The 14,005-nt window shown below is 48.4% G+C and carries 15 protein-coding genes; 5 read left to right on the top strand and 10 right to left on the bottom strand.

From position 1 onward, the window contains the following. Nucleotides 1-152, bottom strand: a 152-nt coding sequence (locus AQR02_RS31175) for an aromatic acid exporter family protein (RefSeq protein ID WP_245237593.1), incomplete at its 3' end; no start/stop codon positions are given. Nucleotides 153-486: 334 nt separating this feature from the next. Between AQR02_RS31175 and AQR02_RS09025 the strand changes: the two genes are divergently transcribed. Then, nucleotides 487-981, top strand: coding sequence for a hypothetical protein (locus AQR02_RS09025; RefSeq protein ID WP_054940281.1), 495 nt, complete (start codon nucleotides 487-489; stop codon nucleotides 979-981). Between the two features lie 68 nt (nucleotides 982-1,049). Here the strand turns inward: AQR02_RS09025 and AQR02_RS09020 are convergent, their stop codons facing one another. Further along, a complete protein-coding gene (locus AQR02_RS09020; protein ID WP_054940280.1) occupies nucleotides 1,050-1,694 on the bottom strand; it encodes a phosphatase PAP2 family protein in 645 nt (214 codons plus the stop codon). Between the two features lie 108 nt (nucleotides 1,695-1,802). Here AQR02_RS09020 and hfq point away from each other — a divergent pair, with 108 nt between their 5' ends. Then, complete coding sequence (gene hfq, locus AQR02_RS09015) at nucleotides 1,803-2,024, top strand: RNA chaperone Hfq (protein WP_108721988.1); 222 nt, start codon at nucleotides 1,803-1,805, stop codon at nucleotides 2,022-2,024. Between the two features lie 151 nt (nucleotides 2,025-2,175). Here hfq and AQR02_RS09010 read toward each other — a convergent pair whose 3' ends face one another. Beyond that, the gene (locus AQR02_RS09010) at nucleotides 2,176-3,282 is read right to left on the bottom strand and encodes a lactonase family protein (protein ID WP_054940278.1); all 1,107 of its coding nucleotides are present in this window, start codon (nucleotides 3,280-3,282) and stop codon (nucleotides 2,176-2,178) included. Between the two features lie 222 nt (nucleotides 3,283-3,504). Between AQR02_RS09010 and AQR02_RS09000 the strand changes: the two genes are divergently transcribed. Next, on the top strand, nucleotides 3,505-3,840 hold the full coding sequence (locus tag AQR02_RS09000) for a LytTR family transcriptional regulator DNA-binding domain-containing protein (RefSeq protein WP_054940276.1): 336 nt from the start codon (nucleotides 3,505-3,507) through the stop codon (nucleotides 3,838-3,840). A 238-nt stretch (nucleotides 3,841-4,078) separates the two neighbouring features. Continuing rightward, the gene (locus tag AQR02_RS08995; protein ID WP_054940275.1) at nucleotides 4,079-5,284 is read left to right on the top strand and encodes a peptidylprolyl isomerase; all 1,206 of its coding nucleotides are present in this window, start codon (nucleotides 4,079-4,081) and stop codon (nucleotides 5,282-5,284) included. 81 nt (nucleotides 5,285-5,365) lie between these two features. Here the strand turns inward: AQR02_RS08995 and AQR02_RS08990 are convergent, their stop codons facing one another. Both AQR02_RS08990 and AQR02_RS08985 read right to left on the bottom strand, forming a co-directional pair. Next, nucleotides 5,366-5,560 carry a DUF2188 domain-containing protein gene (locus tag AQR02_RS08990; RefSeq protein ID WP_054940274.1) on the bottom strand — a complete coding sequence of 65 codons (195 nt, stop codon included), beginning with the start codon at nucleotides 5,558-5,560 and terminating at the stop codon, nucleotides 5,366-5,368. Between the two features lie 75 nt (nucleotides 5,561-5,635). Then, nucleotides 5,636-6,235, bottom strand: a complete 600-nt coding sequence (locus AQR02_RS08985; protein WP_054940273.1) for a nitroreductase family protein — start codon at nucleotides 6,233-6,235, stop codon at nucleotides 5,636-5,638. Between the two features lie 270 nt (nucleotides 6,236-6,505). On the opposite strand from AQR02_RS08985, the gene AQR02_RS08980 reads away from it, so the two are divergent. Continuing rightward, on the top strand, nucleotides 6,506-7,942 hold the full coding sequence (locus AQR02_RS08980; RefSeq protein ID WP_054940272.1) for a metallophosphoesterase: 1,437 nt from the start codon (nucleotides 6,506-6,508) through the stop codon (nucleotides 7,940-7,942). A gap of 112 nt (nucleotides 7,943-8,054) precedes the next feature. Here AQR02_RS08980 and AQR02_RS08975 read toward each other — a convergent pair whose 3' ends face one another. From AQR02_RS08975 to AQR02_RS33840, 5 genes are all read right to left on the bottom strand, one after another. After that, nucleotides 8,055-9,569: a copper amine oxidase N-terminal domain-containing protein gene (locus AQR02_RS08975; RefSeq protein WP_054940271.1), complete on the bottom strand. Its 1,515-nt coding sequence runs from the start codon at nucleotides 9,567-9,569 to the stop codon at nucleotides 8,055-8,057. A 92-nt stretch (nucleotides 9,570-9,661) separates the two neighbouring features. After that, the gene (locus AQR02_RS08970) at nucleotides 9,662-10,330 is read right to left on the bottom strand and encodes a TraX family protein (RefSeq protein ID WP_054940270.1); all 669 of its coding nucleotides are present in this window, start codon (nucleotides 10,328-10,330) and stop codon (nucleotides 9,662-9,664) included. Between the two features lie 201 nt (nucleotides 10,331-10,531). After that, nucleotides 10,532-11,695, bottom strand: a complete 1,164-nt coding sequence (mmsB, locus tag AQR02_RS08965) for a multiple monosaccharide ABC transporter permease (protein WP_054940269.1) — start codon at nucleotides 11,693-11,695, stop codon at nucleotides 10,532-10,534. Between the two features lie 6 nt (nucleotides 11,696-11,701). Beyond that, on the bottom strand, nucleotides 11,702-13,231 hold the full coding sequence (gene mmsA, locus AQR02_RS08960; RefSeq protein ID WP_054940268.1) for a multiple monosaccharide ABC transporter ATP-binding protein: 1,530 nt from the start codon (nucleotides 13,229-13,231) through the stop codon (nucleotides 11,702-11,704). Between the two features lie 98 nt (nucleotides 13,232-13,329). After that, nucleotides 13,330-14,005, bottom strand: a 676-nt coding sequence (locus AQR02_RS33840; RefSeq protein ID WP_245237242.1) for a substrate-binding domain-containing protein, incomplete at its 5' end; no start/stop codon positions are given.

The following is a 14,005-nucleotide window of genomic DNA, read 5'->3' as shown; positions in this document are numbered from 1 at the left end:
GAATAACGCCATGAACGGTAGATGGACGGCTGCATGGCAAAAATTGCAGCAATCGCCGCACCGACAGGAGAAGTGAAATTCAGCAGAGCGGACAAATAGAGGGCAAGGGTAACTGCCATTCCTGTTTTTAGTATGCGGGCGCCAAAAGCCAAATCCATCCCTCCTAAAGTTTTGTATAGCATAGGCTTCACTGAAATCACTTCGGCAAAACTCGCTTCGGAAGCATATGCCTAAAGTTTTGTATAGCATAAGCTTCACTGAAATCACTTCCACAAAACTCCCTTCGGAAGCATATGCCTAAAGTTTTGTTTACACCTTTTATGTATATCCTCTGAGGCTTCGGTCAATTTCTATTAGGGTACAAATGTAATTACCCATGAAGCTGGAAGACGAATTTTAGAAAGTCTTAAGCTGGCTTTCAGAATTCTTTCAGCTTCCCGGGAATACTGGTTACAGCAGTACCATCACATACCGAGAGGTGACCCCATGATTAACAGTATTAAAAGAATCACTGCATTTGCGGCAGCCGTCATGCTAAGTCTGACACCGGCAGCTGCATTTGCAGAGAATTCTTCCGGCAGCACGCCCGCACCATCAGCGGACAATGTTCGATCCGGACAAGAACAGCCGTCGCATCCGCATCACGCACGAGGGTTCAGAGCGGGAGGACATTTTATCCTTAGTGAAACCTCCAAACTGCTGGACATGGACCGCGCTGAGCTAATGAGCAGCCTGAAGAACGGACAAACCCTTTACAGCCTGGCAAAGGAAAAAAAGGGCTGGAGCGAAGATCAATATATACAAAAGCTGAGCGACGCGGCTAGCCAGAAGCTGGATGAGTCCATTCAGGACGGTCGGCTCACGAAGGATGAAGTCAAAAAGCTGAAGGCGGGTCTTCCCGCGCTACTGAAGCTAAGCATCAGTAATGCCGCAAATGCCCATAAAGGCAAACCGTCAGAGCAGCCGCTTAAGACTAAGTAAGCATTATAATACGGATACCTCAGCAAAGCCAGCAAGCTGGTATCCGTATTTTTTTGGTACAGACAAGTTTATTTCCGCTGCCTTCTGCTCCGGTATGCCTCGAAACATATGATAGACAACATCAGCCACGCCCCGCTGGCAGCATATCCCCCGATGACATCGCTGGGATAGTGGACACCCAGATACACACGGCTCCAGCCAATGCCAGCTGTCATCAAGATAGTAAACAGAGTGAGCAGAGTCCTCTGCGCTCTATGCCGCATATGACGCCAGAGTAAATAGGCGATAGCCCCGTATAAAGAAAAAGCCGCCATGGAATGTCCGCTGGGAAAACTGAAGCCTTCCTGTTCGATCAAGCGGTGAATTGTAGGCCGCTCACGGTGGAACCACAGCTTGAACAATATATTCAGCAGCTGCGAGCCTAATGCAACCCAGACAAACAGGATCAGCTCCATCCGGTGTTTAAGCACTAAGAACAGCAGTGTTATAGTCACTAGTGATATGACAACAACAAACCAAGTCGAACCTATCAGGGACAGGTTTTTGGCGATCACAGTAAGTACAGGCGACTCTGCTGACTGTACATTACGTATGATGAAGTTATCAAAGGAGACGGTCCGGTCAACCATTACAAGAACGGCAATGACAGCAAAGCCCAGCAGAAACCACAGGAAAAAGCGGCCCCATTTAGACCAGTTCCGATAACTCAGCATAACTACCCCCTTGTATATTTCGCAGTCTATGAAGTCATTTCCTGGGATAGGCGTTCCCGTGTTATAATTAACCCGGAAGTCAATTCATAAAAGATGGAGTGCTGCCAAGTGGAAAGTCTAAAATTACAGGAACGTTTGTTGAACCAGTGTATTTCAACAAAAGTGCCCGTGACGATTTTTACAACCAATGGGGTCAAGATGCAGGGACTCGTTACCTCTTATGACGCTTATACAATTACCCTGCAGGGCCAGGGTGATGGCAGACAGAACGTTTTGTTCAAATCAGCGGTCTCTACAATCGTGCCGTTAAAGCCCGTCTCGCTTAAATAAGCTACTTTCCCTCATCATTCAGCTTCTTCAATCCGACAAACGAACATAACAGTTATAATTCAAAAGGAACACCGGAGCTAACCCGTCCGGTGTTCCTTTGCCGTTGTTCAGCCGGAATAAATGGCCGCTCCTAATAATCGATATAAGTCTCCTAAACAGGGAATACAGCCGGTTTCACACAAACAGGCTTGGACAGCTCAGCAGTATTGCCGGTAAAGCCCAGCCGGCCGCTGGTTGTATCCAGCGAGAATACCACCAGGTTATTCCCATCGCGGTTGGCTGCGATTAAGTATTCTCCGTCTGGGGTCACAGTGAAATGACGCGGATGCCCGCCCCTTGTGGATACATGCTCCACCAGCGTCAGTGCTGCAGTGTCCGGATTCACAGCGTAGACTACAATACTGTCATGTCCACGGTTGGATCCGTATAAGAAACGCCCGTCCTTCGAGAACGCGATCTCTGCGCAGCTGTTCTTTTCCGCCGGGAAATCTTGAGGAAGTGTAGAAAGGGTAACCGCAGTCTGCAACGTTCCTGCCTCGATGTCATAGAGGAACGAAGTGACTGTGCTGTTCAATTCGTTAATAACATATGCCGATTTACCGTCCGGGTGGAAGACAAAATGCCGCGGACCTGCGCCGGGCTGCACCTTAGTTTCGCTATGAACCTCAAGGGTATTCTGGTCACGGTTAATGCGGTATGAACGGATCAGGTCGAGACCAAGGTCGGAAACAAACAGGTACCGTTCATCCGGACTGAAGATAGCCGAATGCGGATGCGGCTTTTCCTGACCGGGTACGGTTCCTTTACCGGTATGTACAGCAGTATCTATGAGCTGCAAGGGCTGGCCGTGCTCATCCACGGTGATTAAGCCTACCAGGCCGCCGTGATAACTGCAGACAATCATATATTCACTATCCGCATCCCTGTTAATATGGCAAGTTGTGGTTTGTCCTGCTCCGAGTGCTGGCATCGTGGGAATCCGGTTCAGTTCGGTCAGCTTACCGGTCTGCGGATCAATTGCGAAGGAGACCACCTCGCCTTCCTTGCCGCCTTCACCATTCGCCTTCTCCCCAATTGCGTATAAACGATGATTCGCAGCGTCCACGTTAACAAAGGTAGGGTTAATAATGCCTTGTACACTATCCAGCAGGTCTAACGTGCCCCCGGCTTCTCCGTTAAATTCATACACCTGCACTCCATTGTCCGCCGCACTCGCGTAGGAGCCGGTAAACAATAACAGCTTTGAATGCTCATTCATTTCGGTATTCCTCCTCCATTAGTCCATCCGGTGCTTATGCCTACCAGCCGTCATTCATTCGGCAGCCATCTTTATAATTTACAATTTTTCAGCGTCTATGACAAATGCAACGGAAAAAATGACAAAAAACATTTCAAAAATAAGACTTCTCAAGAGAAAAGAAATATGCTATAATGAAAGCGCTAACATCTGTCTTTTATTTTGTATAAAGGGGGAACACGAATGAGCAGCCTGCTGGAAGCCAGAAACGTATATGAGGACTTCGAGGTGGAAACAGACATTCTGTTCTTTAAGGTCGGAGACCATGATTTGGTCATCTTTCACGGCAGAAACTATAACATTAAAAAGAGAATGACTGCCGAGCAACTGAACCGTTTATTGTCGAATTCCAGTTATTATCATGTCTACGGAAGCTGTTACGTGAATCTGAATAAGATCAGTGCCATTGAAGACGACTGCATCTATTTCGGAGAAAAGGGCCTCTACGCCAAAAATGTCCGTGTACCCAGACGGAAACAGGAAAGCATACGCCATTTGCTGAAAGGGCTTACTTCTTAAGCATTTGAGGTTGAGTATAAGAATGCAGAATCAGTCACTCTTATGCATTCTTATGACTTCCTTCAAATAAGCCGGAGGTGCATGGAATCCCATGCCGCCCCGGCTTTTTCCTTTATATTAACGAAAACTTAAAAAGAAATTATGCTTTTTTATACTTTCTTAAGGTTTGGAATCATGATTTCTGGTAAAGTTGTAGAAAGACAGGCATCACCTATATCGAAGGGAGTCATTACTTATAATGGACAAAAAAGAATTTGAAGGCAATGAGCAACCAAGCAACAACGGAACACCGGAAGAGGTTACCGCTTCCGTAAACAACAACGAAGGTTCACTCGATGCAGAAGCAGTACCTGCTCCGGCAGAGGAAGTTGCGGCTATTGAAGAAGCCGCTCACGAACCGGCTGATGTCCCTGCACAAGCCGGCGTCAGTGAAACAGTTCCTGTAATGAGCAAAGTAGGCGGCGGCACTCCTCCTTCTACCCCTGCTTCCAAAGGCGGCAAAGGATGGATGATCGCTTCCATCGTACTCGCTGCAGCACTGATTATTGTCCTAATTAAACCGCCATTCCAAAAAGATGACAGCAGTACGGCGGTAGCTTCCGTAAATGGTACGGATATTACCAAAGCACAGCTGTATGATAAACTCGTTGAAGCCGGTGGTGAATCCACCCTGCAAAACCTGATCACCACTACTCTCGTGAATCAGGAAGCCAAGAAAGCCAACATTACCGTTACCGATGAAGATATCAATACGGAGATTGAAGATTTGAAGACCCAGTTCGGCGGTGAAGAGGCACTGAATTCCGCATTGGCTCAAAGCTCGATGACGCTTGACGATCTTAAGGAGCAAATGCCGCTGCAGGTTGAGATCCGCAAGCTGCTTGAACCGCAGGTTAAGGTTACGGATGAAGACATTTCAACTTACTACACAGAGAATAAAGCTACCTTTAACCAGGAAGAAGAAGTTCGCGCTTCTCACATCCTTGTTGCAACAAAAGAAGAAGCTGACGCGATCGTTCAACAGCTTAAGGACGGTGCCGATTTCGCTACTCTGGCGAAAGAGAAGTCCTCGGATACCGGTTCGAAAGATAACGGCGGAGATCTCGATTTCTTCAAAAAGGCAGACATGGTTGCCGAGTTCTCTGATGCCGCCTTTAAACTTAAGGTCGGAGAAACCAGCGGTGCTGTGAAGACTGAATACGGTTACCACGTCATTAAAGTGACCGACCGCAAAGAAGCAAAAGAATATACGCTGGAAGAAAAGAAAGACGAAATCAAAAAGACGCTGATTTCGCAGAAGGTTTCTGAAATGTCTTCCACTTGGCTCCAGGATCTGACGGCCAAAGCTAAAATCACTAACACGCTAACTGATAAAGCAGAAGCATCTGCTTCTCCTGAGGCTAGCGCAGAAGCAGCAGCTACTGAAGCTCCGGCTACTAAATAATTAAGCACATGATCACAGGCCCGGCGGAATCCGCCGGGCCTGTTTGCTGTCTGCTGGACTTACAATCAGATCATTGTCCTATTATGTGTTTTTCTTGCGGATTGGTTTATCGTGATTCTCGCCCCACTCCTTGGCCTGTGCCGTGGCAATGGAGATCGCCCGCCCTTCGTCATAGCCGTCCTCCAGAAGTGCATTGGCAATTTCAATCGCCTTGTTGCGCACCGGTGCCATGAAATTTTTCAGCGAATCCGGATAATCATCCTTGTTCCAAGGCATAACAAAAACCTCCTTGATCAGGTTATAGTTATACTTAGCCTGATCAAGGAGGTTCTAAACATTTCTCTTATGTGCTTATTTAAACACCTTTACACGTTCTTCGATCGGCTGGAATTCTTTTTCACCCGGAGGGGTAACGGTCTTGCCGAACGGCATTTGGGCAATCAGCTTCCACTCGGCCGGAATTCCGAACGTTGCTTTTACTTCGTCGTCAATCAGCGGGTTGTAGTGCTGGAGTGAAGCGCCCAGACCTGCTTCAGCAAATGCCGTCCACACGACAAACTGCAGAATACCAGAGGATTGGTTAGACCAAATCGGGAAATTATCAGCATACAGCGCAAAGTTCTCTTGGAGACTCTTCACGACTGTCTGGTCTTCGAAGAACAATACTGAGCCGTAGCCGGCTTTGAACGAAGACAATTTTTGAGCTGTACCTTCGAATTGCTCAGCAGGCACAATCTTACGCAGCGTTTCTGCTGTAATATCCCACAGCTTGTCGTGCTGTTCGCCCAGAAGAACTACAGCTCTGGAGCTTTGGGAGTTAAATGAAGTCGGGCTATGTAATACCGCCGCTTCAACAATATCCTTGATTTGTGCATCGGAAACCGGGGATTCTTTGCTGATGGCGTATATGGAACGTCTTGCTTCTACAGCTTCCAGGAATGTTTTAGACATAAAATAACTACCTCCATTAATATTAGTAACTTACTTTTTTATATCATAACACTTATATTCCGATAAGACAACAACCATTTCACAACTTTTTCCTAAAATCGCACGAAGTCCCCACACTTATTGTCGCAGTAATCCGGAGATTTATTCACCTTCCACTATTTTCTATAATCACATAGGCCATTTTCGAAACACCTCCTATTTTCCGATATACAATGTAGCTGCAGATAAGCTACAATAATTCAGCCAAATTGCTGAAGGAAGGTCATAAAGATGAAATTAACACCGCAAAAAGCGCCTCATCCGCTAAAAAAAACACCGCTTTTCGCTTTATCTATACTGATTATCTCAGCAGCGCTTCTGGGTGGATGCCGGGACACAATATCGTCAACTGTCTCCATTGAAGCTTCCACTGCCGCTGCTCCGTCAAATGCTAAGGACTCTAAACAGCCTGTATCTTTCTGGGTAGCTACTGACACCCATTATCTTGATAAAGCACTGCAGGACGGCGGTGCCGCCTTTCAAAGCTATGTATCCAGCGGGGATGGTAGAATGCTGCCCTACAGCGATGAGCTGATGGATGCACTGGTGTATGATGTGAAGCAGCAGAAGCCGGAATTCTTGATCCTGAGCGGCGATCTGACGAACAACGGAGAAGCGAGCAGCCATGAGCAGCTTGCAGCCAAGCTGAAGCGTATTGAGGAGCTGGGCACCTCGGTCTATGTCATTCCCGGAAACCATGATCTGTTCAATCCTTGGGCAAGATCCTTCAAGGGAGATCAGCAAATTGTTACCGGACATATTACCGGTAAGGACTTTACAACGCAATATGCTGATTATGGATATAATGAGGCGATATCGCGGGATCAGAACAGTCTGAGTTATGTTGTCAGCGCTGCACCCGGGTTATGGCTGCTCATGATCGACAGCAGTCAGTACCGGAATAATGAGAAATACGGATTTCCGCAGACTGACGGGCGGATTCTGCCTGAGACTTTAGACTGGATGAATGACTGTGTGAAGCTGGCAGCTGAGCAGCATGCCTCCATCATTACAGTAATGCACCATAATCTGCTCAGCCACACCTCCATGCCTATTTCCGGCTTTAAGCTGAATAACAGTCAGGAAACGATGAAGATGCTGCGCAAGGACGGCCTTAATCTGGTATTATCCGGACATATCCACATGCAGGATATCCGCCGCAATCCGGCCCCGGGTCAAGAGAGTACAGCCGACTCCGATACCCTGCCGGTATATGATATTGCCACAAGTGCATTTGCTGTCAACCCGCATCAGTATGGTGCCATGACCTTTGATCCGCTCTCCCGGAAAGTCAGCTATAATACGCAATCTGTTGATGTTGAGGGCTGGGCTGCGGCGGAAGGGATTACCGACCCCAATCTGTTAAACTTTAAGGCTTACGCTGAGCAGAGCTTTGCCCGGGGTTCTTACAACAAAGCATTAAATAATCTGCAGGATAGTCCCTTCACGGAAACGGAAAAACAGTCCATGGCGGAAATGATGTCTAAGCTGAATGTGAAATATTTTGCCGGTCAAGCCGCCAGCGCGGCCGCTGAGATCAAAGCCATGCCCGGCTATAAATTATGGGAGAGTCAAAAGGAAGGATTCATGTCGGGATATATTGACAGCATGCTTGAGCCGCAGGAAGTGAGTAAGGTGTCGCTCGAAATGATTCTGACCACGCAATAGGAGCCTTGACTCATTAGAGGCATATTCCATTGAATCCAAACGATACACAAAAAGGCCGAAGTCCTGAATTTCAGGAGCTTCGGCCTTCTTGTGTTATACATAATAAGTTATTCTACGGACGGTCAATGAAAATATAACCTTCCTCATCCTTCTCTACCTTGGCATGCAGCGCCTCTGCAAGAATGCGGAGCGGCACATAGGCGTCGCCGTATTCATCAACGAATACCGGCTGTGGAAGCTTTACAGCAGCGCCTTTAATGAGCGCCTGATCAGATCCGATTTTGAACACAATCTTATCGCCGTATACATCATCAGTTACTGTAATAACCCGGTTTGCACCATCCCATGTCACAGCTGCATCAAGGTCTTCTGCCACATAACGCAGCGGAACATAAGTCGTGCCTCCATCAACTATCGGATAATAATACTCATCATCCGGAGCGATGACTAAGGTTCTCGCCGTAATGCCTAAGTCATTCTTGAGCAGATTGTATACGGTAGAACCCGTTTCAAAGCTGCGAAGAGTTTCACCTGGTGTAAGACTTGCTGAAGACAGATCCAGTGCACCTTCTGTATTGATCGGATCAGCTGTAACCGGTCCGTTCACATTCCAGGTCTGACTTTCCATCTTCATCGAAATACTCTGGATCGGCAGATCTTCACTGGCTGGCAGTGCTACCTTAAGATCAACATTCTGCTTACGGATGTGCAGCCCGCTGTCCATAAATAAATCCACCTGCAGCTTCGTATCTTTGCTGAGAATGGTCTTCAGCTCAGGAGTAGATTCATAAAGACTTTCGAGCTGTTTATCATAAACAAGCAGCAGCGCATCCACAGCCAGCTTGGCAGCATCATGGGCTACGGTTACAACACCTTCTTTGTCGTCCAGCGGAATCTCACCAAATCCGAGATCGTTCAGCTCTGAATCGACATCAGCTGCGGTCAGAATCGGATACAGGTAATCATAGAGGCCGCTGATCAGAGCAGTAAACCCTTCTGTATCTTTGGAGACTGATTTCAGGAATCCCTTCACTAAAGCAGGCAGCTCATCACCTGTGATCTCCGTATGTAGCTTAGTCAGATTCAGCTGCTGGCCATAGACGTTTTCACTCACCGAAGAAGCACTGATGGCGGCCGGGTTCGGAAGATTCTTCACGACAAACCCGGTAACGAGCTTGGAGATATCCTGAATCTTGGCCTGATCCAATCCTTCAATGCCCATGGAATCTTCATAGCTCTCCATTGGGAAGTAGAACGGCTGCTTCGCGCCTTCTGCAGTAAACACAACCGCTTTCTTATCCATAAAGAAGGTAAAAGGCACTGTGGATTGTTTATACGTAACCGATCCGGCAGCAGAAACGTTTCCGTTATCCTGCAGCTTTACATGAGCGATATTCACTGAAAAAGAATTAATAAGATCGATGATTTCCTGGTCTTCACTGGTTATTCCGTTTGCCGGAACCACATTTAATGCAAAGGTTGTACTTGATTCCGACGACTTAACATCCAGACCCCCGAGCAGTGCCTTATTGACATCCAGACCGCCAACGCTTTGGCAACCTGCCAGGATCAGCAGCAGTGCCAGAACCGGCATCAGCCACTTTGTTCGTGCTTTCATTTTCCTCATAGCAAGACTCCTTATACGAATATTTGTTTAATCTATCCATCAACTCAAATGAGGAAGGACTTGAATTTACGAGTGCCTTTATGTAAAAAAATTCAAAAAGTGAGCAGACTCCTCCACTCCATAGTTACCCATTCTCTGGAAGTCAGAATCTTCACTGCTGCAAGCACTGCCAGATGAGCCGGATAAAAGGACCACCATACCCAGCGCGGCAGCCTTCTTTTCTCCAGAAAGCCCCATACCCCTGGCGTTAAGGCTATGAATATTGTAGGAACAACGCTGAACAACTGGACCAGCCAGCCGCTATAAAATAAATAGAAGCCATTTAGCATAAAGTGTCCCGCAATCAGCCAGTAGGAGCGTGCATAACGGAAAATCAGCACCAGAATGAGCCCATAGGCATTGTAATCAATCGGAAAATAATCCATCAGGAAAATTGCCGCCACCACAACCGGAATGCCAAGCCAGAGCGACGGCAGCTTATCCAGAATGACCAGTACGAAGGCGGACAGCAGCAGCGTAAATACAACATTCCAGCCTCCGGGGTCCAGCGCTAAATTATAAGGGATCTGGGCAATTAAGGCAATCAGAAACAGCCTCCGCAAATATCGGGGTCTCGATTTAGTATGTATATGCCCTTGAACCAGCGCGTAGCAGTAAATCGGAAAAGCAATTCTTCCAATATATCTCCAGCCAAGCTCCCCCGGAAAAAAAATATAGCCGATATGGTCAATCAGCATCGTCAGCATCGCAATAATCTGCATCTCCGGCCTCCTGTAAAGTTCATCGGTTAAAGCTGGCTTCACCTGATTGCATGGACAATTATTTGTACCTGCACCCATATCCTACAAGATATACGTCTATTAACACAAGTTGTTCCATCCAATATCCAAAAACAAAAGCCGGTTCCCCGGCAGATCGGGAAAACGGCTCAGCAATCTTTCTACTATCATCAGGCTTCGCGGCTAAGCTGTCTTAGACTTGTTGTAAATATCGAAGCCCACCGCGAGCAGCAGGACCAGTCCTTTGATCCCCTGCTGCCAGTCGACCCCGAGGCCAACCAGGGACATCCCGTTATTCATGACGCCCATGACCAGACCGCCGATAATCGCCCCAACCACCGTTCCGATTCCGCCGGAAGCCGATGCTCCGCCGATGAAGCAGGCTGCAATGGCATCCAGCTCAAAGTTGGTGCCCGCTTTCGGTGTTGCGGAGTTAAGGCGTGCAGCAAAGACCAGGCCGGACAATGCGGCCAGTACGCCCATATTAACGAATACCCAGAAGGTCACCCGTTTGGTTTTCACGCCGGAGAGGCTGGCTGCCTTCTCGTTCCCGCCCAGTGCATAGATATGACGGCCCATCGTCATGTTGTTCATGACAAACGAGTAAATCGCAATCAGTACCAGTAGGATTACAAGGATGTTCGGAATCCCGTTATACTGGGCAAGAACGAAGGTGAACAGATTAATTACGACAACCAAGGCGGCCGCTTTGGCAATGGGAATCCATACCGGCGGAAGCTCAAACCCGTATTTCACAGAGGTTTTGCGCGTTCTGAATTCCTGATAGACGATCAGGACGGAAAGAATGATGCCTGCGACCAGCGTCAGCACATTTAGTGAGCTTTCACCGCTGAAATCCGGGAGGAAGCCGGAGCTGATTTTTTGAAAAGCTTTGCGAAAAGGGGCGATCGACTGCCCGTTCAGCACAATCATCGTCAACCCGCGAAACAGCAGCATGCCTGCCAGAGTAACGATAAACGCGGGGATTTTGATATAGGCAACCCAGAAACCCTGCCAGGCACCGACAAGCGCCCCCATCAGCAGGGAGAGGATAACTGCAAGCACCGGATTCATCTGCATATCCACCATCATAATCGCTGACAGTGCCCCGATGAAGGCCGCAACGGACCCTACAGAAAGATCGATATGTCCGGTGATGATAACCAGCACCATGCCGATAGCAAGCACCAGGATATAGCTGTTTTGCAAAATAAGGTTCGTGACGTTAAGCGGCTTGAGCAGAATGCCGTCCGTCAGAATCTGAAAGAAGACTGAAATAAAGATTAAGGCAATAATCATGCCGTATTGGCGGATATTCTTTTTGAAAATTTCACTGATTGCTCCCATATGGTGCTACCCCCTGCTTCGTGTCATATATTTCATCAGCAGCTCCTGCGTGGCGTCCTGCCGTTCAACTTCCCCCGTAATCCGTCCTTCGCACATGGTATAGATCCGGTCGCACATCCCGATAATCTCCGGGAGCTCGGAAGAGATCACCAGTACGCCTCTGCCTTCTGCCGCCAATCCGTTGATGATCGAGTAGATTTCATATTTGGCACCCACATCGATTCCCCTTGTCGGCTCATCCAGAATAAGCACATCAGGCTGGGCATAAATCCATTTGCTGAGAACCACCTTCTGCTGATTACCGCCGCTTAGATTGACTGTTTTCTGCAAAATGCTAGGCGTCTTAATGTTCAATTTCCTGCGGTATTCCTCAGCCACCAGCACTTCCTCATTTTCATTGATTACGCCCCGGCGGGACAGCTTCTTCAGGCTGCTAAGTGAAATATTGCGTTTAATATCGTCGATGAGGATCAGCCCATAATGTTTGCGGTCCTCCGTTACATAGGCCAGTCCGCCTTCAATGGCTTGGTTGACGTTATTTAGATGGACCTCCCGTCCATGCATGTACAGCTGCCCGCTGATCCGTTTGCCGTAGGATTTGCCGAATACACTCATCGCCAGCTCTGTCCGACCTGCACCCATCAGACCGGCAATCCCGACCACTTCCCCGCGGCGGATATGCAGATTGATTTGATCAAGCATTTTGCGGTCAGCCTGCGTAGGGTGATACACTTCCCAGTTACGGATTTCAAAGATCGTCTCCCCGAGTTCCGGTGTCCGCTCAGGATAGCGGTTAGTCAAATCCCGGCCGACCATACCTTTAATAATGACATCCTCCGTGACCGCATCCACCTTCATATCCAGTGTCTTGATGGTCTGGCCGTCCCGTAAAATCGTTACCGAATCCGCTACCTTCTCGATTTCGTTCAATTTGTGTGAAATGATAATCGATGAGATTCCCCGCTTCTTCAGCTCAAGGATCAGTGTCAGCAGATTCTCGCTGTCATCCTCGTTCAGCGCCGCTGTAGGCTCGTCGAGTATGAGCAGCTTCACTTCCTTAGAGAGTGCTTTGGCAATCTCCACCAGCTGCTGCTTCCCCACACCTATTGTGGATACCCGGGTAAGCGGCGATTCCTGAAGGCCAACCGTTTCCAGCAGCTCCTTCGTCCTCACAGTTGTCTCACTCCAGTTGATCACTCCACGATTCGCCCTCTCATTGCCGAGAAAGATATTTTCCGAAATCGACAAATACGGAATCAGCGCCAGCTCCTGATGAATAATGACAATCCCCAGTCTCTCACTGTCTTTGATATCCTTGAACTGGCACACCTCACCGCCAAACAGAATATCGCCTTCATAGGTTCCATGCGGATAGACTCCGCTGAGCACCTTCATCAGCGTGGACTTCCCGGCCCCGTTCTCTCCGCAGAGTGCATGGATTTCGCCTGCCCTCACCTTAAGGTTCACGTTCGAGAGGGCTTTGACCCCGGGAAAAGTCTTCGTGATGCCCTTCATCTCCAATATATACTCACTCATCTTTCGATCACCCAGCTTTCCTTGTTACTGTGCAGCGGTATGCCGGCGGCGGCTCCGAAGAGAGCTGCCGCCGCATGCCGCCAATAGGCTCCTGCCGGTTATTGACCCAGCTGGTCTTTGGTATAGTAGCCGCCTTCCACCAGCACCTTATCCACATTGCTTGCATCCACAGAGACCGGCTCCAGCAGGTAGGAAGGGACGATTTTGACTCCGTTATCATAGGTAGTTGTGTCATTGACTTCCGCTTCCGTGCCTTTCAGCACGCTTTCGGTCATCTGTACCGCTTTTTTGGCCAGCTCACGGGTATCTTTAAAGACCGTCTGTGTCTGTTCTCCGGCCAGGATCGATTTCACAGAGGCCAGTTCGGCGTCCTGTCCGGTTACAACCGGAAGCTTCTTGTCCCCGGATCCGTAACCAACACCCTTCAGGGAAGAAAGAATACCGATACTGATGCCGTCATACGGTGAGAGCACGGCGTCAAGATTATCGGAAGCATAATTGGCACTCAGCAGATTATCCATGCGCGACTGGGCAGTGGCTCCATCCCAGCGCAGTGTAGCTACCTGCTCCATCGTGGTCTGTTTGCTGCGGACAACCAGCTTACCGGAATCGATATAAGGCTTCAGGATGGACATCGCGCCATCGAAGAAGAAGTAGGCATTGTTGTCATCCGGCGAGCCGCCGAACAGCTCGATGTTGAAGGGGCCTTTGCCTTCTTTCAAGCCCAGCTTTTCTTCAATGTAAGAGCCCTGCAGCACGCCGACTTTGAAGTTG

Origin of the sequence: Paenibacillus ihuae (assembly GCF_001368795.1) — a bacterium.
In the GTDB taxonomy this organism is placed as follows: domain Bacteria; phylum Bacillota; class Bacilli; order Paenibacillales; family Paenibacillaceae; genus Paenibacillus_AQ; species Paenibacillus_AQ ihuae.
The sequence above is the reverse complement of the archived record's forward strand: the minus strand, read 5'-3'. Positions and strand labels throughout refer to the sequence as shown.